Annotated in this window: 19 protein-coding genes and 1 tRNA gene; 9 read left to right on the top strand and 11 right to left on the bottom strand. The window is 67.2% G+C overall.

The window, feature by feature from the left end; genetic code table 11:
- Positions 1–147: 147 nt before the first annotated feature.
- The 7 genes from MTR62_RS02070 to pepN form a co-directional block, all read right to left on the bottom strand.
- Positions 148–221: transfer RNA gene (locus MTR62_RS02070), tRNA-Gly, on the bottom strand.
- A gap of 112 nt (positions 222–333) precedes the next feature.
- On the bottom strand, positions 334–870 hold the full coding sequence (locus tag MTR62_RS02075; protein WP_244016621.1) for an adenine phosphoribosyltransferase: 537 nt from the start codon (positions 868–870) through the stop codon (positions 334–336).
- A 125-nt stretch (positions 871–995) separates the two neighbouring features.
- Positions 996–1,805 carry a cytochrome c1 gene (locus MTR62_RS02080; RefSeq protein WP_244016622.1) on the bottom strand — a complete coding sequence of 270 codons (810 nt, stop codon included), beginning with the start codon at positions 1,803–1,805 and terminating at the stop codon, positions 996–998.
- Positions 1,806–1,836: 31 nt separating this feature from the next.
- On the bottom strand, positions 1,837–3,117 hold the full coding sequence (locus MTR62_RS02085; RefSeq protein WP_244016623.1) for a cytochrome b: 1,281 nt from the start codon (positions 3,115–3,117) through the stop codon (positions 1,837–1,839).
- A gap of 23 nt (positions 3,118–3,140) precedes the next feature.
- The gene (gene petA, locus MTR62_RS02090) at positions 3,141–3,674 is read right to left on the bottom strand and encodes a ubiquinol-cytochrome c reductase iron-sulfur subunit (RefSeq protein WP_244016624.1); all 534 of its coding nucleotides are present in this window, start codon (positions 3,672–3,674) and stop codon (positions 3,141–3,143) included.
- A 267-nt stretch (positions 3,675–3,941) separates the two neighbouring features.
- Complete coding sequence (gene pgeF, locus MTR62_RS02095; RefSeq protein WP_244016625.1) at positions 3,942–4,736, bottom strand: peptidoglycan editing factor PgeF; 795 nt, start codon at positions 4,734–4,736, stop codon at positions 3,942–3,944.
- Positions 4,737–4,756: 20 nt separating this feature from the next.
- The gene (gene pepN, locus MTR62_RS02100) at positions 4,757–7,411 is read right to left on the bottom strand and encodes an aminopeptidase N (RefSeq protein WP_244016626.1); all 2,655 of its coding nucleotides are present in this window, start codon (positions 7,409–7,411) and stop codon (positions 4,757–4,759) included.
- A gap of 109 nt (positions 7,412–7,520) precedes the next feature.
- On the opposite strand from pepN, the gene MTR62_RS02105 reads away from it, so the two are divergent.
- On the top strand, positions 7,521–8,366 hold the full coding sequence (locus tag MTR62_RS02105) for a Rossmann-fold NAD(P)-binding domain-containing protein (protein WP_244016627.1): 846 nt from the start codon (positions 7,521–7,523) through the stop codon (positions 8,364–8,366).
- Here the strand turns inward: MTR62_RS02105 and MTR62_RS02110 are convergent.
- A complete protein-coding gene (locus MTR62_RS02110; protein WP_244016628.1) occupies positions 8,276–9,181 on the bottom strand; it encodes a DMT family transporter in 906 nt (301 codons plus the stop codon). The genes MTR62_RS02105 and MTR62_RS02110 overlap by 91 nt on opposite strands.
- Positions 9,182–9,192: 11 nt before the next feature.
- Positions 9,193–10,197 (bottom strand): threonine aldolase family protein, encoded by a 1,005-nt coding sequence (locus MTR62_RS02115; RefSeq protein WP_244016629.1) that lies wholly within the window; start codon positions 10,195–10,197, stop codon positions 9,193–9,195.
- A 72-nt stretch (positions 10,198–10,269) separates the two neighbouring features.
- Here MTR62_RS02115 and MTR62_RS02120 point away from each other — a divergent pair, with 72 nt between their 5' ends.
- The 3 genes from MTR62_RS02120 (at position 10,270) to MTR62_RS02130 (ending at position 12,655) form a co-directional block, all read left to right on the top strand.
- Positions 10,270–10,560 (top strand): GNAT family N-acetyltransferase, encoded by a 291-nt coding sequence (locus tag MTR62_RS02120; protein WP_244016630.1) that lies wholly within the window; start codon positions 10,270–10,272, stop codon positions 10,558–10,560.
- 144 nt (positions 10,561–10,704) lie between these two features.
- Complete coding sequence (locus tag MTR62_RS02125; RefSeq protein ID WP_327194368.1) at positions 10,705–12,156, top strand: NAD-dependent succinate-semialdehyde dehydrogenase; 1,452 nt, start codon at positions 10,705–10,707, stop codon at positions 12,154–12,156.
- Between the two features lie 172 nt (positions 12,157–12,328).
- Entirely contained in the window at positions 12,329–12,655 is a 327-nt protein-coding gene (locus MTR62_RS02130) for a WYL domain-containing protein (protein WP_244016631.1), read from the top strand.
- A 243-nt stretch (positions 12,656–12,898) separates the two neighbouring features.
- Here the strand turns inward: MTR62_RS02130 and ppa are convergent, their stop codons facing one another.
- The gene (gene ppa / locus MTR62_RS02135; RefSeq protein ID WP_244016632.1) at positions 12,899–13,438 is read right to left on the bottom strand and encodes an inorganic diphosphatase; all 540 of its coding nucleotides are present in this window, start codon (positions 13,436–13,438) and stop codon (positions 12,899–12,901) included.
- Between the two features lie 225 nt (positions 13,439–13,663).
- Entirely contained in the window at positions 13,664–15,616 is a 1,953-nt protein-coding gene (locus MTR62_RS02140; protein WP_244016633.1) for a M61 family metallopeptidase, read from the bottom strand.
- 101 nt (positions 15,617–15,717) lie between these two features.
- Here MTR62_RS02140 and hisS point away from each other — a divergent pair, with 101 nt between their 5' ends.
- The 5 genes from hisS (at position 15,718) to lnt (ending at position 21,872) form a co-directional block, all read left to right on the top strand.
- Positions 15,718–16,962: a histidine--tRNA ligase gene (hisS, locus tag MTR62_RS02145; RefSeq protein WP_244016635.1), complete on the top strand. Its 1,245-nt coding sequence runs from the start codon at positions 15,718–15,720 to the stop codon at positions 16,960–16,962.
- A complete protein-coding gene (gene prfA, locus MTR62_RS02150) occupies positions 16,959–18,029 on the top strand; it encodes a peptide chain release factor 1 (protein WP_244016636.1) in 1,071 nt (356 codons plus the stop codon). Before hisS ends, prfA begins: the two co-directional genes overlap by 4 nt.
- Positions 18,026–18,901 (top strand): peptide chain release factor N(5)-glutamine methyltransferase, encoded by an 876-nt coding sequence (gene prmC / locus MTR62_RS02155; RefSeq protein WP_327194369.1) that lies wholly within the window; start codon positions 18,026–18,028, stop codon positions 18,899–18,901. The genes prfA and prmC overlap by 4 nt, the downstream gene beginning before the upstream one ends.
- 244 nt (positions 18,902–19,145) lie before the next feature.
- Positions 19,146–20,030, top strand: a complete 885-nt coding sequence (locus MTR62_RS02160) for a DUF4167 domain-containing protein (RefSeq protein WP_268739613.1) — start codon at positions 19,146–19,148, stop codon at positions 20,028–20,030.
- Positions 20,031–20,216: 186 nt separating this feature from the next.
- Positions 20,217–21,872: an apolipoprotein N-acyltransferase gene (lnt, locus tag MTR62_RS02165; protein ID WP_407672578.1), complete on the top strand. Its 1,656-nt coding sequence runs from the start codon at positions 20,217–20,219 to the stop codon at positions 21,870–21,872.
- Positions 21,873–21,878 lie beyond the last annotated feature (6 nt).

Consider the following 21,878-nt stretch of genomic DNA (forward strand, 5'->3'; position numbering starts at 1 on the left):
TGCCGACGCTCGATAGCACTATCATGACACGTCGCCCGCGCGGCGACATCCTAACCCGGAGCCCACGCGGCCGTAGCATGGCACGCCGCTAGCGCGGCGATCAGACGCGGCCGAGCCGCAGGGCAACGGCAAGCTGAGGGAGGCGGCTGGAGCGGGTAGCGGGAATCGAACCCGCATAACTAGCTTGGAAGGCTAGGGCTTTACCACTAAGCTATACCCGCATGCCGAAAGGCGAAGCGTGGTGCTCGCAGCCAAGGCGTGCCGCTTGCCACGACAGTCCCCAGCTCGTCAATCATTCTTTTTGGGCACCCTCGCCCCGGCCGCCGGTTGCCCTCAGTGCCCCGGATAATCGAGCAGGGCCTCTACCGCGATTCCCGCGCCCTGCAGACGCTCGGCACCGCCAAGATCGGGCAGGTCGACGAGGAACAGCGCATGGCTCACCGTGCCCCCGGCGCGGCGCAGCAGTTCGAGCGCGGCGAGCGCGGTGCCCCCGGTCGCCAGCAGATCGTCGATCAACACCACCCGGCGCCCCTCGCCCACCGCGCCCGGATCGACCTCGAGCGTGTCGGTGCCGTATTCGAGCGCGTAGTCGATCGCCAGGACCGGCACGGGAAGTTTGCCGGGCTTGCGCACCGGGATGAAGGCCAGCCCCAGCCGCGCGGCGATCGCCGCGCCGAAGATGAAGCCGCGCGCCTCGATCCCGGCCACCGCTTCGGCCCCGCTGGCAGCCACCTTGTCGGCCATCAGCGCAACGGCGGCGGCAAAGCCCTCCCCGTGGCCCATCAGCGTGGTCACGTCGCGAAACAGGATGCCGGGCTTGGGGAAATCCGGGATCGTGCGGACGAGCAACTTCAGATCTTCAGGGGTCACGTCGAAAGGTCTCCCGTTGCACCGGCAACACCTGTGCCGGCTGGAAAGAAAAGGGCCCCTGCCGTCGCGGGGACGGCAGGGGCCCTATCAAACCCCGCTTGGCAAAGCCATGCGGCGATCGCGTGTCAGTGCTTCTTGTTCGCCCAGATGTTGCGATAGGACATGTAGCCCAGGATCGTGGCGAAGAGCAGGAAGCCCAGGATCGGCCAACCGGTCTGCTTGCGCTTGTCCATCGTCGGTTCGGCGGCCCAGGCGAGGAAGGCGGCGACGTCGGTCGCTTCCTGCGCGGTGGTGGCCGGCGTGCCGTCGGAGTAGGTCACCGCGTCATCGACCAGGGGCGGCGGCATGGCGAGGTTGAGGTTGGCGAAATACGGGTTGTAGTAAAGCCCGTCGGGCGTCTTGGAATCGGGGAACTCCTTGAGCAGCGCGGCCGGCTGGTCGGTGTAGCCGGTCAGCAGCGAGCGCACGTACTGCGCGCCGCCGTGGCGGGCCTTGACCACCAGCGAAAGGTCGGGCGGTGAACCCTGCCCGGCGTAGGCCACCGGCGGGAAGTAGTCGGTCGGCGCGCCGGGGTTGGTGGTCACCTCACCCGTTGCCGCGTCGTACTTGGGCACTTGGAACTGCGCCGCGATCGCCTTTACCTCGGCATCGTTGTAGCCCAGCTGCGCCAGGTCGCGGAAAGCAACGTGCTTGAGAGCGTGGCAGGCCGCACAGACCTGCTGGTAGACCTGGAAGCCGCGCTGGAGCTGCTGATGGTCGAACGTTCCGAACGGACCGTCGAAGCTGAAGTGGTGCGCCTCGGGATGCTTGTGGAAGACCTCCTCGGCGGTTTCCGCAGCCGGGTCGATCGCCCAGGTGTAGAAACCGTTCCCGAAGGACCAGAGCAGGGCCACCGTGAAGAACAGCCCGACGAGGATCGAGAGAATGCGTGCCATGTCTTTCGTCTCTTTCGTGTCTTGCTGTTGATCAGGCCGAGGGCTCGAGCCGCGCGGCATCATCCTTGCCGAGGACAGCCTCGGTGATGGAATAGGGCAGCGGCTTGGGCTTCTCGATGGCGGAAACGATCGGCAGGATGATCAGGAAGTGCGCGAAGTAGTACATCGCAGCGATCTGGCTGATCATGACGTAGGGTTCCTTGGCCTCGGCCCCACCGCAGTAGAACAGGACCAGCATGTCGAGGCAGAGCACGACGAAGAACGCCTTGTAGACCGGCCGGTACGAGGCCGAGCGGATCGGCGACTTGTCGAGCCAGGGTAGGAAGAACCACACCAGGATCGCCCCGAACATCGCCAGCACGCCCATCAGCTTGGCCGGAATGAAGAAGAAGTTCTGGGTGAAGGCGCGCAGGATCGCGTAGAACGGCCAGAAGTACCATTCGGGCACGATGTGCGCGGGCGTCGACATCGGGTTGGCCGGAATGTAGTTGTCCGGGTGGCCGAAGTAGTTGGGCGCGAAGAACACGAAGGCGCAGTAAAGGATCGCGAAGACCCCGATCGCCCAGCCGTCCTTGGCGACGTAGTAGGGATAGAAGGGAACCGTGTCGCTCTCGCTCTTGACCTCGACACCGGTGGGGTTCGACGAGCCGGGAATGTGCAGCGCCCAGATGTGCAGGATCACCACGCCCAGGATCACGAAGGGCAGCAGGTAGTGCAGCGAGAAGAAGCGGTTGAGCGCGGCGTTGTCCGGTGCGAAGCCGCCGAGCAGCCACTGCTGGAGCGGTTCGCCCACCAGAGGGATCGCGCTGAACAGGCCAGTAATGACCTTGGCGCCCCAGAAGCTCATCTGGCCCCAGGGAAGCACGTAGCCCATGAAGGCGGTGGCCATCATCAGCAGGAAGATCACCACGCCAAGGAGCCACACCATCTCGCGCGGGGCCTTGTACGAGCCGAAATAGAAGCCGCGGAAGATGTGGACGTAGATCACGACGAAGAACGCCGAGGCGCCGTTGGCGTGCGCGTAGCGCATCAACCAGCCCCAGTTCACATCGCGAACGGTCATCTCGATGGTGTCGAACGCCACCGCCGAATTGGCCGCGTAGTGCATCGCCATGACGATGCCGGTGACGATCTGGATCACGAGGCACAGCCCCGCGAGGAAACCGAAGTTCCAGAAATAGTTAAGATTGCGCGGAACCTCGTACCCGCCGCCCACGGCGTTGTAGACGAGGCGCGGGATCGGCAGACGCTCGTCCATCCACTTCATGAAGGGATGCGCCGGCGTGTATTCCTTGGCCCAGGGAAAGCTCATGTTCTTGATCCTCTCTCTTGGCCTTAACCGATCGTGACGACGGTGTCGGACGTGAAGGCGTAGTCCGGAACCTGCAGGTTCAACGGAGCGGGGCCCTTGCGGATGCGCGCGGCGGTATCGTACGAGGAGCCGTGGCAGGGGCAGAAATAGCCGCCGAATTCGCCACGCGGTTCACCCTCGCCCGCGCCCAGCGGCACGCAGCCCAGGTGGGTGCACACGCCCATGGTGATGAGCCAGTTTTCCTTGCCCGGCTTGGTCCGCTCGGCCAGCGTCTGGGGATCACGCAGGGTGGAAATGTCCACCTTGTTGGCGGCGTCGATCTCGGCCTGGGTCAGGTTGCGGATGAACACTGGCTGCTTGCGGAAGATCGCCTTGATCGCCTGCCCCGGCTGAACCGACGAATAATCGACTTCGGTCGTCGATGCGGCAAGAACGTCGGCCGAAGCCGACATCTGGCTTACCAGCGGAATGACTACCCCTATTCCAGCGACTCCTGCCGCGCTTACCGCCGCGACATTGATGAAATCGCGCCTCCGCACGCCATCTTCTTCTGCCATGTTTGCCCTTGCCTTGCTTTAGACAACCCCCTTACCGGTTCCGTCCGTTGCCGGAACCGACGCGGGAGCCAGGATGCTCACTTAGACTAGTTCGCTTGGATCCCCCCAACGATCGACATTTGGACAAGGTATAACCCTTGCCCAATATCGACTAGGCTTGGCTGATATACAGGAAAACCAGCCGTGCCAACCGCCTTTTTGGTCAAGCTAACCGCATGAAAGCGCCCTGCGCTGCGTTTTAGGGACTGAATTCGAAAGGTGTTTGACTTAGGTCAAGCCAATCACGGATATCTGCCGACCGTAATTCGCCTCGGCCTTGTGCGTCGCGCGGCGGAACGAAAAATAGCGTTCGGGCGCGCTGTAGGTGTCGAGCCCCAGGGTCTCGATCCGGGTCACCCCGCTGGCCGCCAGGCGCGCCGCGACATAGGCTTCGAGGTCGAACTGGTAGTGCCCTTCCCGGCCGCCGCCGAAGAACGCCTCGTTCGCCGCCGCGGCCTCGACGAAACGCCGGAAAAACGCCTCGTCGACCTCGTAGCTGCGCCGCGCGATGCACGGGCCGACAGCGGCCACGATGGCCTCGCGCCGGGCACCCAGCGCCTCCATCACCGCCACCGTGCGATCGGTCACGCCGCCAAACGCGCCCTTCCAGCCCGCGTGCGCCGCGCCCACTACCCCGGCCTCGCGGTCAGCGAGCAGGACGGGCGCGCAATCGGCGGTCAGGATGCCCAGCAGAACCCCTGGACGGTTAGTCACCAGCGCATCGGCGCGCGGACGTTCCTCGTTGCTCCAGATCGGATCGGAAACGGTCACGCAGTCGGCCGAATGGACCTGATAGAGCGTGGCGAGCGTGGCCCCGGGCAACACCGCGGCGACCACGCGCGCGCGGTTCTCCTCCACCGCGGCGCGATCATCGCCCGCGCCGTAGCCGACGTTGAGCCCGGCCACCTCGCCGTTCGAAACGCCGCCCCGGCGCCCGAGAAAGCCATGGGCGATGCCCTCCAGATCGGCCAGTGCCCGCGCGCGGGCAACATCGACGGGTTCGGCGGTGGTCACGGCGTTCATCCTGCCTCTCGCGGCCTCGCTCAGCCCAGGCTCTTGGTAACCTGCTCGCGCACGTCGCGCGAGAGATCGGCCTGCGCCGCGATCCGCTCCAGTTCGGCGCGCATGAGCGCGGCGCGCTGTGGCTCGACCCGGCGCCAGCGGCCGAGCGAGGCGACGAAACGCGCGGCGGTCTGCGGGTTGATCGGATCGAGCCGGCGGATGAGATCGCCGATCATGCGATAGCCCTCGCCGTCCGGATCGTGGAACGCCACCGGATTCATCGCCGCCGCCATGTAGAGCGAGCGCACGCGGTTGGGGTTCGACATGCGGAATTCCGGGTGGCTCGCCAGCGCCTTGATATGATCGAGTACACGCGGGTGAAGCGATCCCGCCTGAAGCGAGAACCACTTGTCGATGACCAGCGCGTTGCCTTCGTACCGGGCGAGGAAATCGGCCAGCGCCAGCTCGCGCTCGGGACAATCGAGGCTGGCGAGGACCATCAGCGCGCCCTGCCGGTCGGTCATGCAGCTGGCCGCCTGGTACTGCGCGTAGCCGCGCCGCGCGCCTTCGGCGGGATCGCCCGCCGCGATGTAGACGAGCGCCTGGGTCTTGACCTTGCGCGCGCCGCGCGCGGCGGCCTCGCGGCTGTAGGGTACGGCCGAGACGCGGTCGTGCAAGGCGCGCAGTTCCCCACCCAGCTTGCGGCCGAGCCAGGCCTTGAGCCCTTCGCGCTCGGCGTGGATCGCGCCCGGATCGGACACCAGCAGCTGCTCGGCAAGGTAGGATTCGGCCGGCAGCAGCAGCAATTCGCCGCGCATCAGGTCGTCCAGCTCGGGATCGGTGACGATCGCACCGAAGGCTTCTCCGATCGCCTCGCGGCCCGCTTCGCGCTGGGCCTCGTTAAGCCCGCTGCCAACCGCGGCGACGAGGTGCTGGACGACGAGGCTCTGCATCGCCTCGTAGCGCGCGAAGGGATCATCGTCGTGCGCGGCGAGGAACACCAGATCCGCATCGGGACGCGCCATCTCGATCGAGACCGGGGCCGAGAAGCCCCGATTGATCGAGAGGATCGGATCGTGGCCTGCGCCATCGAACGTGAAGCTGTCCTCGGCCTTGTCGAGCACGATCAGGCTCTCACCGCCGTGCGTGCCGCTGGCGCGGTCGAACAGCGCGACGCGCAAGGGGATCGGCATGGGCTGCTTTTCGGGCTGGCCGGGCGTTGCCGGAACACTCTGGCGCAGGCTGAGCACCGCCGTGCCGTTCTCGACCTTGAGCGAGGCCGAAACCTGCGGCGTACCGGCCTGCGAATACCACAGGCGGAACTGGGTCAGATCGAGCCCGGCGCCATCCTCGATCGCCTTGACGAAATCCTCGCAGGTCGCCGCTTCGCCGTCGTGGCGTTCGAAATAGAGATCGGTGCCTTGGCGGAACCGCTCCTCGCCCGCCATGGTGCGCATCATGCGGATCACCTCGGCGCCTTTGTTGTAGACGGTCGCAGTGTAGAAGTTGCTGATTTCCTGATAGGAATCCGGGCGGATCGGGTGTGCCAGCGGGCCCGAATCCTCCGGAAACTGGGCGATGCGCAGGACCCGCACGTCCTCGATCCGCTTGACCGGCTCGGAGCCCATCGCGGCGCTGAACAGCTGGTCGCGCAGCACCGTGAAGCCTTCCTTGAGGCTGAGCTGGAACCAGTCACGGCAGGTGATGCGGTTGCCCGACCAGTTGTGGAAGTATTCGTGCCCGATCACGCCCTCGATCGCGTCGTAATCGGCATCGGTCGCGGTTTCGGGATCGGCCAGGACATAGCGCGTGTTGAACACGTTGAGCCCCTTGTTCTCCATCGCGCCCATGTTGAAATCGGACACCGCAACGATGTTGAACAGGTCAAGGTCGTATTCGCGCCCGAAGGTTTCCTCGTCCCACTTCATCGAGGCGATCAGCGAATCGAGCGCATGCTGGGTGCGCCCCTCGTCGCCCGGACGGACCCAGACGTTGAGGTCGACCGTGCGCCCGCCCATCGTGGTGAAGGTGGCGTGGTTGGCGATCAGTTCGCCCGCGACCAGCGCGAAGAGGTAGCTGGGCTTGGGCCAGGGATCGTGCCACTCGGCCCAGTGGGTGCCGTTCTCGCCCTCCCCTTGCGCGGTGCAGTTGCCATTGGCGAGCAGGATCGGGAAGGTCGCCTTGGCGCCCGCCATGCGCACCGAATAGGTCGAAAGCACGTCGGGACGGTCGGGAAAGAAGGTGATGCGGCGAAAACCCTCGGCCTCGCACTGCGTGCACAGCATCCCGTTCGAAGCGTAGAGCCCCATCAGCTGGCTGTTGCCCGAGGGGACGAGCGCGGTCTCGACGCGCACTTCATGGGCCTCACCCGAAAGCTCGATCAGCAGGTCGGGGCCGTCCATACGCCAGTCGTTGATCGCCTCGCCATCGACGTGGACCGCGACCGGGCTGATCTGGTCGCCGTTGAGCCGCAGCGTCTGCGCCCCGTTGCCCGCCGGATTACGCCGCACCGAAAGGCGCGAGACCACCGTGGTCGCGTCGAGCCCAAGCGCGAAGTCGAGCGCGATTTCGGGCACCAGCCAGGCCGGGGGCAGATAGTCCTCGCGCCGGATCACCGGAGGCGCCTGCGGCGCGGGCGCGGCGTCCGCGATCTGGGGGTTCTGGGCGGGCTCTGCGGGTCTGCTGGCGATATCCATGCAGACTATCTAGCCCCTCTACGCGCGATTGCCAGATGGGTGGATGCGAATTCGCACCCGCTATGGCGATCTTTGGCGAATAGGGCGCGCCCGTGCTAGGCCCCGGCTCATGCCCCGTCTGTTCATCTTCGGCCTTGGCTACACCGCCGGCCACATCGCGCGCACGCTCGAACCGCTTGGCTGGGAGGTCGTCTCGACCGGTCGCGAGGGCACGCTGTCGTTTGACGACGAAGGCAGCGTGCGCGTGGCGCTGGCCGATGCCGACCACGTGCTCTCCTCGGTTCCGCCGGGGCGCGAGGCGCGCGGCGAGCCGCTTGACGCCGTGCTCGAACGCTACGGTGATGCGCTGAAGGGCAAGGCGCTGTCCTACCTCTCTTCCACCGGGGTCTACGGCGATGCGGGCGGAGCCTGGGTCGACGAGGCTTCCCCCACCGGGACCGGGAGGCGCACCGCGCGCGCCGAGGCCGACGCCCGGTGGTGCGCGCGCGGAGCCCGCGTCTACCGCCTGCCCGGCATCTATGGCCCGGGCCGCTCGATCCTCGAGCGCGTGATCGAGGGGCGCGCGCACCGCATCGACCTGCCGGGCCAGGTGTTCAGCCGGGTCCATGTCGCGGACATCGCCAGCGGCGTGATCGCCGGGCTCGACGGACCGCCCGGCGCCTACAACCTCGCCGACGATGCCCCGTGCCACCAGAACGCGCTGGTCGAACACGCCTGCGCGCTCCTGGGCCTGCCGCTGCCGCCGCTCCAGACGCTCGACGAGGCGGGACTTTCGCCGATGGCCCGCGCCTTCTATGCCGAGAACCGGCGCGTTGCCAACGGCAAGGCCAGGCGCGTGCTCGGCTGGAAGCCGCGCTATCCCGATTACACGGCGGGCTTGCGCGCGCTCAGCGCCACGATCAGCCCGAGCGTTGCCAGGGCCGCCCCGGCGCCCGAGAGCAGCGACCAGCGATAGCCTTCGAGAAGGGTCGAAAGCAGCATCGCGATGACCACCACCGCGACCCCGTTGTAGCTGGCGCGGCCCGCCCCCAGCGTGCGGATCAGCGTGTAGTAGAGCGGGAAGGTGACGACCGAACCGAACAGCGCCAGATAGCCCGTGCCCAGCCAGTAGGCGGGCGCGGTGGGCAGCACCGGCGGCCCCTCGCTCACCCAGGCGATCGCGGCATCGATCACCGTGCCGTAGAACATCGCCCAGGCCAGGAGGCTGACCATCGGCAGGCGGCGCCCGGTCTCGTTGGCCTGCACCACGTTCGAGATCGAGGCGCACAGCATCGCGATCAGCGCGTAGCCCACGCCCAGCCAGACCTGCCCGCCCAGCGGCGCGGCGCGCGCCTCGTGGAGCAGCAGCAGGCCGATCCCGGCGATCGCGATGGCGCTTCCGGCCATGAAACGCCGGGTGATCGGCTGGCCCAGCAGAGCGCGCGCGAGCAGCGCGTTGGGAACCAGCAGCAGCGCGATCATCACCGCCACGATGCCCGAAGTCAGATGCTCCTCGGCGCGGTAGACGAAGTTGTAATTGCCGCAGAACTGCGCGATGCCCACCAGCAGCGCCAGCACCTGCCCGTCACGCCCCAGCCGCAGCGAACGCTTCATCGCCGCAGCCACCACGAACATCGCGGGCGTTGCCAGCGCGAAGCGGAAGGCGACCGACCAGCTGGCGGGCGCCGCGTCGATCTGGCCGGTAATGACCCACCAGGTCGAGCCCCAGATCAGGCTGACCAGCGCAAAGGGGAAGGCGACGCCCGGGCGCAGCATCGAAGTCTCGCTCATTGGGCGTGCCTCTAGAGCGCGGCCAGCGCACGCGCGAGCGCGGCGACGTGCTGCGCCCGCGCATCCCAGGCCGTGACCATCCGCGCGGCGCCATCACCCCAGTCGTAGAAGGCAAAGCCCGCGCCGCGCAGCGCCTGGCGTTCGTCATGGGTACAAGCGATGAAGACCTCGTTCGCCTCGACCGGGTGGAGCAGACGATCCTTCGCCGCCGCGCCCAGTTCCGCGGCGGCGGCGTTGGCCGCGCGCGCGTTGGCGAGCCACAGGTCGCCCTTCAGCATGGCGAGGATCTGCGCGGCAAGGAAGCGCCCCTTGGACTGGAGGTGCCCGGCGCGCTTGCGGCGAAACCGCGCCAGATCGGCCGCAGCCGGATCGAACAGCACGATCGCCTCCGCGCTCATCGCCCCGTTCTTGATGAAGCCGAAGCTCAACGCATCGACCCCGGCAAGACAGGCCCCCGGCGCGCCGCCAAGGAAGGCCACCGCGTTGGCGAACCGCGCCCCGTCCATGTGCAGCCCCAGCCGCCGCCCCGGCCCGGCCTGCGCCGCGCTCGCGATCGCGGCGACCTCCTCGGGCCGATAGACGCAGCCCACCTCGCTCGCCTGGGTGATCGAAATCGCGTGGGGGTGGACCTGGTGCACACCCTCGCGCACCTGCGCGCGGCGCGCGGCTATCGCCTCGGGGGTGATCTTGCCCCGCGCGCCGGGCAGCGGCATCAGCTTGGCACCGTGAAGGAAGAAGCCGGGCGCTCCGCCCTCGTCCATTTCGATATGCGCTTCCTCGTGGCACAGCACGCCGCCATGCGGCTCGACCAGGGTCGCCAGCGCGAGGCAGTTGGCCGCCGTCCCGCTCGCCACCCACAGCGCCGCGCAGTCGCGCCCGAACAGATCGGCAAAGGCAGCGTCGAGCGTGCGGCTCAGGCTGTCGTGATCGTAGGGCGCATCAGCTTCGTCCGCCGCCTGCATCGCGGTCCAGACGGCGGGGTGAACGGCGGCGGCATTGTCGGAAAGGAACTGCATGACCATATGCCTGTGCAGCAAGTCGCCGCGCCGTCAAGCGCCCACGTTCGATCGCAGGCAAAGGAGCCTCCCTTGGTCGCTGTCATCATCACCAAGCACGAACAGCCCGGCTCGGGCGAATACCACGCCCATCCGGCCGACAGCGAGGCGATCGGCCGCCTCACCTGGACCGAGCGCGACGGCGTGCGGGTGGCCGAACACACGCTGGTCCCGCCCGAGATCGGCGGGCGCGGCGTGGCCGGGCGGCTGGTCGAGGCGATGGTCGCCGACGCGCGCGAGAACCATTTTCGCATCGCGCCCGCGTGCAGTTATGTCGCCGCCGCCTTTGCCCGCCATCCCGAATGGGCCGACGTGAAGGCCTGACGCACCCGCCCCGGTACGCCCACCCGGATACGCGCTGCTGGCATCTCCCGAGGCTGCCTCGCGAACACGGCCGGGAACCGGACCGAGCTTTCGTTCGGTTTGTCACCGCCCCCATCCCCCGACACGACGAGAGGACCCCTTTCCATGGCCTATACCGACTTCCTGATGACCCAGTGCTACATCGACGGGCAGTGGTGCGACGCGCAGGACGGGGCCACGCTCGACGTGATCGATCCGGGCACGGGCGAAACGCTGGGCACGGTCCCCAGGATGGGCGCCGACGAGACCCGGCGCGCCATCGACGCGGCAGAGGCGGCCCTGCCCGCCTGGCGCGCCAGGACCGCGGGCGAACGCTCCAAGCTGCTGCGCAGGCTCTACGAACTGATGATGGCCCACCAGGACGAGCTGGGCGAACTGCTCACCCGCGAACAGGGCAAGCCGCTGGCCGAGGGCAAGGGCGAAATCGCCTATGGCGCCAGCTTCATCGAATGGTTCGCCGAGGAAGCCAAGCGCGCCTATGGCGACACCATTCCCGGCCACGCCGCGGACCGGCGCATCCTCGTCGTCAAGCAGCCGGTCGGCGTGGTCGGCGCGATCACGCCGTGGAACTTTCCCAACGCAATGATTACCCGCAAGCTGGGCCCCGCGCTCGCCGCGGGCTGCACGATGGTCATCAAGCCCGCTTCGGCAACCCCCTTCTCCGCGCTGGCGATCGCCAAGCTGTGCGCGATGGCGGGCATTCCCGCCGGCGTGGTCAATGTCGTCACCGGCAGCGCGGGCGCGATCGGCGGGGCGCTGACGGACAGCCCCAAGGTCGCCAAGATCACCTTCACCGGCTCGACCGAGATCGGCCGCCAGCTGCTGCGCTCATCGGCCGAGACGATCAAGAAATGCTCGATGGAACTGGGCGGCAACGCGCCGTTCCTGGTGTTCGACGATGCTGATGTCGATGCCGCGATCGAAGGCGCGATGATCTCCAAGTTCCGCAACGCCGGGCAGACCTGCGTGTGCACCAACCGCTTTTACGTGCAGGACGGGGTCTACGACGAATTCGTCACGAAACTCGCCGCGCGGGTCAGGGCGATGAAGGTCGGCTACGGGCTCGAGGAAGGCTCCGAGGTCGGCCCGCTGATCGACGCCAAGGCGGTCGAGAAGGTGGAGGAGCATCTCGCCGATGCGCTCGCGGGCGGAGCGAAAGTGCTGGCGGGCGGAGCGCGCGATGCGCGCGGGGGCACCTATTTCGCGCCGACGGTGGTCGCCGGGGTTACCCCCGGCATGCGCCTCGCGCGCGAGGAAACCTTCGGACCGCTCGCGGGCGTGATCCGCTTTGCCGAAGAGGCCGAGGCGATCGCGATGGCCAACCAGACCGAATTCGGCCTTGCCAGCTATTTCTACGCGCGCGACCTCAGCCGCGTGTGGCGGGTGGCCGAAGCGCTCGAAGCCGGGATGGTCGGGATCAACACCGGGCTCATCTCGACGGAGGTCGCCCCCTTTGGCGGGGTCAAGCAGTCGGGCCTGGGGCGCGAGGGATCGCACTACGGGCTCGATGACTACATGGAGCTGAAATACCTTTGCATGGGGATCACCCTGGCCTGAGCGGCCCCTTTGCGCGCCCTGGCACGGAGCCGGCTTGCGCCCGCCCCCCCGCACGGGGGCCCGCTGGCCGGTTTCCCACCGCCGCAGTTCCGCCCAGCGGCACGGGCGTTGCATCCAACGCTGCACCTTTCCAGCTTGTAAGGTTGGCCGCGAGGCTTCATTATGGCGCCCCATGCCGACTGTTTCCCAGACCGACGCTACCAGCGAACGCAAACTCATCGAGGCCATTGCCCTCAAGCGCCACATCCGTGCCGAATACAACGGCACCGAGATGCTGCTTGCCCCGCACCGCCTGTTCAGCCGCCACGACGAACTCTTCGTCAGCGCGTTCAACCCGAACAAGAACTGGAGGAGCGAGGAGGAACGCCGGCTCGGCCATTTCAAGCTCGACGGCCTGAGCAACCTCGTCGTTACCGACGAAACGTTCGAACCGCTGCCCGATTTCGATCCCGCGCCGCCGCGCGACAGCGATCAGGAAGTCTTCGCCGTCACCGCCTGAACCGCCGGCAGCAGGCTCGCATCCATCAAAAAAGGCCGGTCCGCTGCTGCGGGCCGGCCTTTTTCGTATCGTCCTTGTGCGCGGATCGAGGCCCGCTCCAGGCCTTTTCCCGTCCGATGACACAGGGTATCACCGGATAGTCAGGAAAAGTGCCTCACGCCAACCAGGGGTCGCAAAGGGTCGACGACTTGCGCCGCCGACCCTCGTTCCACATGGGGGAGTGGACCTCGTGATATACGCGAATCAGGCCTTTTCTTTCTCGTTATAGCGTTCGATCGCTTCGAGTACGATCTGGCGCGCGTCGTGTGCGTCACCCCAGGTGCCCACACGCACCCACTTTTCCTTTTCCAGATCCTTGTAATGCGTGAAAAAGTGCTCGATCTGGGCGAACACGATTTCGGGCAGGTCACCCTTTTCCTTTACGTCCATATAGTAAGGAAAAGTTGAATCGACCGGCACGCAAAGCAGCTTTTCGTCGCCGCCATGCTCGTCCTCGAGGTTGAGCACCGCAATCGGGCGAGCCCGCACGACGCAGCCCGGAATGAACGGCGAGCGCGCCACGACGAGCGCGTCGAGCGGATCGCCATCGGGCGAGAGGGTGTGCGGTACGAAGCCGTAGTTGGCCGGGTAACGCATCGGCGTGTGCAGAATACGGTCCACGAACAGAGCGCCCGACTCCTTGTCGAACTCGTACTTGACCGGCTCTCCACCCACCGGAACTTCGATGACGACGTTGAGACTTTCGGGCGGATTATCGCCAACGGGAATCATGTCGATGCGCATGGTCGTCCTTCTTTGTTAACACGCAGCTACGTGTTGGTATCACTTGTTGCGAGAGGCGGCTTAGCCCCCGGGTTGTTGCGCCGCAACACCCTTCTTGTCCAAACGACAAGCGGGGCCCGGCCATGCCGGACCCCGCTCTTAGCCGTAAGAAGCCGGGGTTTGGAACCCGACTTTTGTCTAGAGCGCGGCGCGTAAACCATTGCACACGCCGCTTTCCGAGCCCGTTCAGCGCGTGCGCGCGTCGAGCAGTTTATCGAGACCGTTCTCCTTGCCCGGGCTGGTGCTTTCCAGCCAGGGGTAGCGCAGGCCGCCGTGGTAGGCGATCGCGACCGTCTGGAAATGGTCGCCGCGCTTGACCAGCAGCTTGATCGGCTTGTCCGCCGCCTCGTTGCCGGTCTTGGCCGCGGTGATCGCCGCGTTGAGGGTATCGCTCGAATAGGCCTCGTCGTTGACCGCAACGATCTGCGCGCCGCTGACCAGCCCGGCGTTGAAGCCCGGCGAATCCCACAAGGTGCCGGTCACGGTGCCATCGCTCTTGAGCGTCACGCCCAGCGAATAGGTCAGGTTGAGCGAATGGCGGTAGCTGGCGATGCCCGCGTCATAGCTGTTGGGCTCGTCTTTCCACACCAGCTTGTAACCGGCCATCTCGATCCCGCGCATCGGCGCAGGCTGGTTGGTCTCGTAAAGCCGGGTCTTGAGGAAGCTCGCCCAGTCGTAGGGGTAGACCCCGTTGAGCGTCTTGACCACGTCGTCGAAATCGTAGGTCAGCTCCCCCCAGTCGCCGTCGCGCACGCCGAAGAAGGCCTTGGCGAAGTCGTCGAGCCCCTTCTTGCCCTTGGTCCCGGCGCGGATGATCTGGTCCGCCTCGAGCCAGGTCAGCGCACCCTCGACGTAGTAGTCCTCCGAGCGGGTCAGCGAGACGTAGGGCAGCGGCCGGCGCATCGCCAGCTGCGGCGCGTTGGTGGTGTCCTCGACCGAACGCCAGCTGCGGCCGGGCGTCCCTTCGAGGTACTTGGCCGCCGCGCCCGCGAACATGTCGAGCACGGTCTGCTTGGACTGCACGCCCGAACGCGCCGCCAGGATGTACCCCCAGAACTGGGTCTGGCCTTCGTAGACCCACATCAAGGTGTTCTGCATCGGCTGCTGGTAGTCGGGCGTCCACAGGTCGGCCGGGCGGCGGTACTTGCCGTTCCAGCTATGCGTGAACTCGTGCGCGATCACGTTGTGATCCCAGTCCATCTTGTCCCATTCGGTCCAGGCGGTGGGCTCGTACTGGTTCTCGCTCGAACGGTGGTGTTCCAGACCGATGCCGCCCATGCGGTCGGTCAGCGCGAGCAGGAAATCGTAGTGGTCGAAGTGGCGCGCGCCGAACAGCGAGACCGCCTCGTTCACCAGATTGCGGTAGTACTGCATGTGCTCGGGCGCGATCTTGAGCTCACCGGGCTTGTCGGCCACCGCGTCCATCGCCACGCCATGCCCCAGGTCCCAGCGCTGGGCGTACTTGCCCGCGAAGATCGGCGCATCGACGAGACGCTCGTAATCGGTCACGTCCCAGGTCAGCGTGTCGCCCTGACGCGCCTCGCCGTCGAGCGAGGTGTAGACGGTCCAGCCCGCGGGGACCTTGACGGTCGCCTTGAAGGGGATGTCGCGCGTATAGTACCCGGCGGGATAGAGGCTCATCTTCTCCCACTGCAGGTTGAGCATCTCGCGCGTCATGGTGATGCGCCCCTCGCTCGACTGCACCGGCGAGGTGTGCAGGAAGGTCGCGGTCACGCTCTTCGTGCCCTCGGGCAGCGCGAGATGGAAGGCGTTGACCGCCACGGTGTCGCGCACCCAGGGGATTTCCTTGCCATCGGCGTAGAAGTGCGCGTTGGCGAGCAGCGAATAGGGCCCGGTTTCCGAGTGGTTGCCCGGCAGCCAGCCCGGCTGGAGCAGGATCAGGTCCTTGGTGCCCGGTGCGACCGGGAAGACCTGCTTGACCGAATAGACGCCGTGTTCAACGTCGGTGGCATCGATGTCGAGCGAGACGGTGCCTGCATAGGCAACGTCCTTGGCCGCGGGCATGGCGGGCGGCAGCGCGGGCGCCATCGGGGTGGAACGGGAGGAATCCTGCGCCACCACGGCGGTGGAAGCGAGCAGGAGAGCGGAGAGCGACGCGAGCGCAGCAGGATATTTCATTACCTCTATCCTTGCGTCTGTTTCACGCTTTGGCAACCTTCGAATGCCGCTTTGCCACACACGCCCTTTATCCCGCCCCGCATTCCGGCTAGACGCGCGCGATGAGCAAGACACCACAGGCTATTCGCGGAACCCAGGACATCTTCGGCGCCGATGCCGAGGCTTTCGCCCATGTCGTCGAGACCTTCGAGCGCGTGCGGCGGCTGTACCGCTTCCAGCGCGTCGAAATGCCGGTCTTCGAGAAGACCCCGGTGTTCTCGCGCTCGCTGGGCGAGACCACCGACGTGGTCTCCAAGGAAATGTATTCGTTCGAGGATCGCGGCGGCGAATCGCTGACCCTGCGCCCCGAATTCACCGCCGGGCTGGCGCGGGCCTATCTCACCAACGGCTGGAAGCAGTTCGCCCCGGTCAAGCTCGCCACCCACGGCCCGCTGTTCCGCTACGAACGCCCGCAAAAGGGCCGCTACCGCCAGTTCCACCAGATCGACGCCGAAGTGATCGGCGCGGCCGAACCGATGGTCGATGTCGAAGTTCTGGTCATGGCCGACCAGCTGCTCAAGGAACTGGGCATCGCGGACGGCGTGACGCTCCAGCTCAACACGCTGGGCGATGGCGAGAGCCGCGAGGCCTGGCGCGCCGCGCTGATCGAGTATTTCGCCGCCCACCGCGCCGAGCTGTCCGAGGAATCGCAGGACCGGCTCAAGCGCAACCCCTTGCGCATCCTCGATTCCAAGGACCCGCGCGACAAGCCCTTCACCGCCGACGCACCGACCATCGACGACTTTCTGAGCGTGCAGGCGCAGGACTTCTTCGGTGCCGTGACGCAAGGGCTCGAAGCCGCCTCGGTGCGCTTCGTGCGCACGCCTTCGCTCGTGCGCGGGCTCGACTACTACCGCCACACCGCCTTCGAATTCGTCACCGACCGGCTCGGTGCGCAAGGCACGGTGCTGGGCGGCGGGCGCTACGACGGGCTGATCGAGGCGCTGGGCGGCCCGGCCACCCCGGCGATCGGCTGGGCGGCGGGGATCGAACGCCTCGCCATGCTCGTCGCCGACGCCGGACTGGTGCCGCAGAGCCAGCTCACCTGCGTGCTCGCGGTCGAGGACGACGGCGCGCTGGCCTATGCGCAAAAGGCGATCACCGCGCTGCGCTTCCAGGGTATCGATGCCGAGATGGTCGCCAGCGGTTCGGCGCGCAAGCGCTACGACAAGGCGGTCAAGACCGGCGCCAAGGTCATCGTCTCGCTCGTCGTGACCGATGGCGTGCCCACCGCCAACCTCAAGGCGGCCGAGCCCAGCGCCGAATCGCTCGCGGTCGAACAGGTCCTCCAGCAGATCCATCCGTGAGCCTGACCGACGACCGCCTGCGCCAGATCGCGCACCGCTTTTCCGAACTGGAGGCCCGGCTCGCCTCGGGCACGCTCGAGGGCGACGCCTTTGTCGCGGCCAGCCGCGACTACGCCGAGCTCGAACCCGTCGCGCGGATCGCCGCCGAGGTCTCCACTTTGCGCGCCGAACTCGCCGAGCTTTCCGGGCTGGAGGACGCCGACCCCGAGATGCGCGCGCTGGCCGCTGAGGAAATCGCGCGTATCCGCGAGGAATTGCCGAGCCGCGAACGCGCGCTCTCGCTCGCCATGCTGCCGCGCGACAGCGCCGACCAGCGCCCCGCGATGCTCGAAATCCGCGCCGGAACCGGCGGCGACGAGGCCGCGCTGTTCGCTGCCGATCTTTATCGCATGTACGAGCGCTATGCCGCCGAACAGGGCTGGAAGGTCGATATGGTCAGCGCCAACGCCAGCGACGTGGGCGGCTTCAAGGAAGTCGTCGCCAACGTGCGCGGCACGGGCGTATTCGCCAAGCTCAAGTTCGAAAGCGGGGTGCACCGCGTCCAGCGCGTGCCGGTGACCGAATCGGGCGGGCGCATCCACACCTCGGCGGCGACCGTCGCGGTGCTGCCCGAACCCACCGAGGTCGACGTCCAGATCGAGGACAAGGACCTCAAGATCGACATCTATCGCGCCAGCGGGGCGGGCGGGCAGCACGTCAACACCACCGATTCGGCGGTGCGCATCACCCACCTGCCCAGCGACATCGTCGTCACCTGCCAGGACGAGCGCAGCCAGCACAAGAACAAGGCCAAGGCGATGCAGGTTCTGCGCGCCCGGCTCTACGAGAAGATGCGCGACGAAGCGCAGGGCGCCGAAGCCGAGGCGCGCAAGGCCATGGTCGGCTCGGGCGACCGGTCCGAGCGCATCCGCACCTACAACTTCCCGCAAGGGCGCGTCACCGACCACCGCATCAACCTGACGCTCCACCGCCTGCCCGAAGTGCTCGAAGGCACCGGGCTGGGCGAACTGATCGACGCGCTGATCGCCGAGGACGAAGCCAAGCGCCTCGCCGCGATGGACGCGTGAGCCAGGAAGCGCCCCCAACCGCCCCCGTTACCGTCGCCGAGCGGCTGCGCACGGCGAGCGAGGCGATGGGTCCGCTCGCCTCGACCGCGCGGCTCGATGCCGAACTGCTGATGGCCGCCGCGCTCGGCACGACGCGCTCGCAGGTTCTCCTGCGCCACATGCGCGATCCCGCTCCGGCCGCGTTCGAACCGCTGCTGGCGCGGCGCCTTGGCGACGAGCCGGTCGCCTATATCCTGGGCACCGCGGAGTTCTACGGATTGGAATTCGAGGTCAGCCCCGCCGTGCTGATCCCGCGCGCCGATTCCGAAACCGCGATCGAGGCGGCGCGCGCGGCCTTTGCCGACGCTCCGCCCGCCCGCCTGCTCGATTGCGGCACCGGCTCGGGCGCGCTGCTGCTGACCGCGCTCAGCCTGTTTCCCAAGGCTCGGGGCACAGGCATCGACCGCAGCGCGCAGGCGCTGGCCGTCGCGCAGCGCAACGCGGTAAGCCTCGGGCTCGATGCGCGCGCCGCGTTCCACCACCGCGACTGGGACACCCCCGGCTGGAGCGCGGATCTGGGCGCGCCGTTCGACCTCATCCTCGCCAACCCGCCCTATGTCGAGGACGACGCCGAGATCGAAGCGGTGGTGCGCGATTTCGAACCGCACGGCGCGCTCTTCGCGGGGCCTGAAGGGCTCGACGCCTACCGCGTGCTGATCCCCCAGCTGCCCGCGCTCCTGACCGGGCACGGGCTCGCTCTGGTCGAGATCGGATCGCGCCAGGCCGAGGCGGTCACCGCGCTCGGCACGGCCGCAGGGCTCGCCGCGCGGCTCCATCACGATCTTGCCGGACGCCCTCGAATTATCGCTTTTTCTCGACTTCTCCACCGTTGAGGACAAGTTTTCGCTTGGAATCGGCGATTGGAGTGCCTAAGGATTGCCTCGAACCGGTTGATGGATGAAATTTCCCCATAACCCGGTTCGCTCCCAGCCTTTGCGGGTAGAACCCCGAATTTCTCGGGTCACAACAATGCAAATGCTTAAGTCTCGGCGCCCGGGGGGCCCGCCGTGTCATACGATATGCGGCAGTCCGGCTCTTTGTGAGAGTGGATGCCAGGGGTTTTGAGGAAAATTATCCTTGAATAACAATCGTGGTAATAACCGCAGGCGTGGCCGCGGCAATAATCGCCAGCAGAATGGCCAGCAGATCAACCGGATCGACAGCCGGGCTCGCGGCAACGCGCCCCAACTGCTCGAAAAGTACAAGAAGCTGGCCCACGACGCGATGCTGAACGGAGACCGGGTCCAGGAGGAATACTACCTCCAGTTCGCCGATCACTATTTCCGTGTCATCGCCGACCAGAAGCAGCGCCAGGAAGAACAGCGTCAGCCGCGCCGCGATGATCGCAGCCAGGACTACGACGACGACGGCGCCGACCAGGAATATCCGCGCCCCCGCGAAACGCAGCGTCGCTACGAAGCCCCTGCCGAGCCCCGCGCTTCGGCCGAGCCGCGTACGTCGGGCGAAAGCGTCGAGGGCGAAGGCGAGGAGCGTTCGCGTTCGGTCTACGAACCGGCCGAAAACCCGTTCGTGCGCGACAGCCGCTCGAGCCGGACGACGCCTAAGCCGCGCAAGCCGCGCCGTAGCGACGACGAACGCCAGGATAACGCGGGCGAACCCGCCCCCGCCAGCGGCGGTTTCGACCCCGCCACGCTGCCGCCCTCGATCGGCGCTTCGGGTGACGAAGCCTACGAGGACGACGCGACCGGCGAAGACAAGCCGGCCAAGCGCCCCCGCGCCAAGGCCAAGGCTCCGGCCGCGGCGGCCAAGCCCAAGACCACCCGCACCCGCAAGAGCACGGACGGCGAGGCGGACGCGGGCAAGGACACCGGCAAGAGCGAAACCACCCAAGCCGCTGCGACCGAGGGTGAGGGTGAGGCCAAGCCCCGCCGCCGGCGCATTACGCGCAAGCCCGCCTCAGGCGAAGGCGCGGCGACCAACACCGCCGACGCCGACGCCTGATCGCAAACCCGCTGGAAGGGGAGCCTGGTGCTCCCCTTTTTGCCGTTCGGGCTCCGCACGCTCCTGCGCGTCGCCTGACCTTTGATCGCCTGGCTCCGTCCCACGCACAGCCCCTCGCCATCGCCGACAGGGCGTTACGCAAGGATTGCTTGCGTCGCCGCCACGCACGGCTACAACCCCCCGCCGATGGCACCCCACCGGCATGACGCACCCCTGCCCCGACGCATGATCGCGCTCTGGCGCTCCCCCCGGCTTCAGGCCCTTGCCCTCGGCGCGATCGCGGCGTGCGGGTTCCAGCCATTGGGCCTCTGGCCGCTGACGCTGGCCGGGCTTGCCCTGCTGCTCGAACTTCTGCGGCGGACCACCGGCGCGCGCGGCGCCTTCGCGCTCGGCTGGTTCTTCGGCGTCGGCCATTTCACGCTCGGCAACAACTGGATCGCCACGGCCTTCACCTACCAGGCCAACATGCCCGCCTGGCTCGGCGGCATCGCGGTGTTCCTGCTCGCGCTCTATCTCGCGCTGTATCCCGCGCTGGCCTGCGCGCTCGCCCGGAACCTGTGTTCGCGGACTGTTGGACGGACTGGCGCGCTGGCCTTTGCCGCGCTGGCACTGACTTTCGCTTCGTGCTGGATCGTCACCGAGTGGCTGCGCGCCTGGGCCTTTTCGGGCTTTGCCTGGAACCCCATCGGGGTGGCGCTGCTCGGCCCCTTCGACACGCGCGGGCTCGCCCTGCTGGCGCCGTGGATCGGCACCTATGGCCTTGGCGGCGTGGCCGTTTTGCTCGCCGCCGTGCCCGGACTGTTCGTGCGGCTGGGGGCGGGCCGATCGGCGTTTGGCCGCGCGCTCTGGGCCCTGCCGCCGATCGCCGGCTTCGCCGCGCTCGGCGCGCTCATGCTCCTGCCCGACCGCTGGGCGCCGCGCGAGCAGGGCACGATCCGCTACACGCTGATCCAGCCCGACATCCGGCAGGAATACATCGACGATCCGCGCCAGTTCGAGAACAACTTCGTCAAGATGGCGATGCTCTCGCTGCCCGAAGTGCCCGGCCGCAAGCGGGTCGTGTTCTGGCCGGAATCGGGCCTTGGCGACTATCTGCGCGACGGCTATCCCGACTACTACTACCGCATGTACACGTATGCCGGCGATCCCGCGCTCGCCCGCCAGCGGATCGGGCGCGTCATCGGCCCCTACGCGCTGCTGCTGACCGGAGCGGTGGACCTCGTCATGCAGGACGGCGAGGATGTCGCCGCACGCAACAACGTCACCGCCTTTGACGGTTATGGCGACCTCTTGGCGAGCTATTCCAAGGCGCACCTCGTGCCCTATGGCGAATACCTGCCCATGCGCGGCCTGCTCACCCCGCTCGGCCTGTCGCGGCTGGTGCCCGGATCGCTCGACTTCTGGCCGGGTCCGGGGCCGCGCACGATCGATTTCGGCAGCTACGGCAAGGCCGGCATCCAGATCTGCTACGAAATCATCTTTTCAGGCCAGGTGGTCGATCCGCTCAACCGGCCCGACTACATCTTCAACCCTTCCAACGACGGCTGGTTCGGGCTGTGGGGGCCACCCCAGCACCTCGCGCAGGCCCGCCTGCGCGCGCTCGAGGAAGGGCTACCGATCCTGCGCTCGACCACCACCGGCATCAGCGCGGTGATCGATGCGGACGGGATCGTGCGCAAATTCGTGCCGCGCCACACCGCCGGACGGCTCGACGGGTTCATCCCCCCCCCGCACAAGCCCACCGCCTTTGCCCGCCTGGGCAACGCCCTGCCGCTTGCGCTTGCAGGGGTTCTTTTGCTGCTTGCCCTTTCCGCAGTTGCACTCGACCGCCGTCGCGGGTAGAGCGCC

The sequence above is a fragment of the Novosphingobium organovorum genome, assembly GCF_022832435.1.
GTDB classification, from domain to species: Bacteria; Pseudomonadota; Alphaproteobacteria; order Sphingomonadales; family Sphingomonadaceae; genus Novosphingobium; species Novosphingobium organovorum.

Bases quoted from the DNA above. Each gene is read 5' to 3' on its own strand.
- ppa (WP_244016632.1), bottom strand. From the start codon at position 13,438: ATGCGCATCGACATGATTCCCGTTGGCGATAATCCGCCCGAAAGTCTC.
- MTR62_RS02130 (WP_244016631.1), top strand. From the start codon at position 12,329: ATGCCGACTGTTTCCCAGACCGACGCTACCAGCGAACGCAAACTCATC.
- MTR62_RS02140 (WP_244016633.1), bottom strand. From the start codon at position 15,616: ATGAAATATCCTGCTGCGCTCGCGTCGCTCTCCGCTCTCCTGCTCGCT.
- petA (WP_244016624.1), bottom strand. From the start codon at position 3,674: ATGGCAGAAGAAGATGGCGTGCGGAGGCGCGATTTCATCAATGTCGCG.
- MTR62_RS02110 (WP_244016628.1), bottom strand. From the start codon at position 9,181: ATGAGCGAGACTTCGATGCTGCGCCCGGGCGTCGCCTTCCCCTTTGCG.
- MTR62_RS02080 (WP_244016622.1), bottom strand. From the start codon at position 1,805: ATGGCACGCATTCTCTCGATCCTCGTCGGGCTGTTCTTCACGGTGGCC.
- pepN (WP_244016626.1), bottom strand. From the start codon at position 7,411: ATGGATATCGCCAGCAGACCCGCAGAGCCCGCCCAGAACCCCCAGATC.
- hisS (WP_244016635.1), top strand. From the start codon at position 15,718: ATGAGCAAGACACCACAGGCTATTCGCGGAACCCAGGACATCTTCGGC.
- lnt (WP_407672578.1), top strand. From the start codon at position 20,217: ATGGCACCCCACCGGCATGACGCACCCCTGCCCCGACGCATGATCGCG.
- MTR62_RS02105 (WP_244016627.1), top strand. From the start codon at position 7,521: ATGCCCCGTCTGTTCATCTTCGGCCTTGGCTACACCGCCGGCCACATC.
- MTR62_RS02115 (WP_244016629.1), bottom strand. From the start codon at position 10,197: ATGCAGTTCCTTTCCGACAATGCCGCCGCCGTTCACCCCGCCGTCTGG.
- MTR62_RS02125 (WP_327194368.1), top strand. From the start codon at position 10,705: ATGGCCTATACCGACTTCCTGATGACCCAGTGCTACATCGACGGGCAG.
- MTR62_RS02085 (WP_244016623.1), bottom strand. From the start codon at position 3,117: ATGAGCTTTCCCTGGGCCAAGGAATACACGCCGGCGCATCCCTTCATG.
- pgeF (WP_244016625.1), bottom strand. From the start codon at position 4,736: ATGAACGCCGTGACCACCGCCGAACCCGTCGATGTTGCCCGCGCGCGG.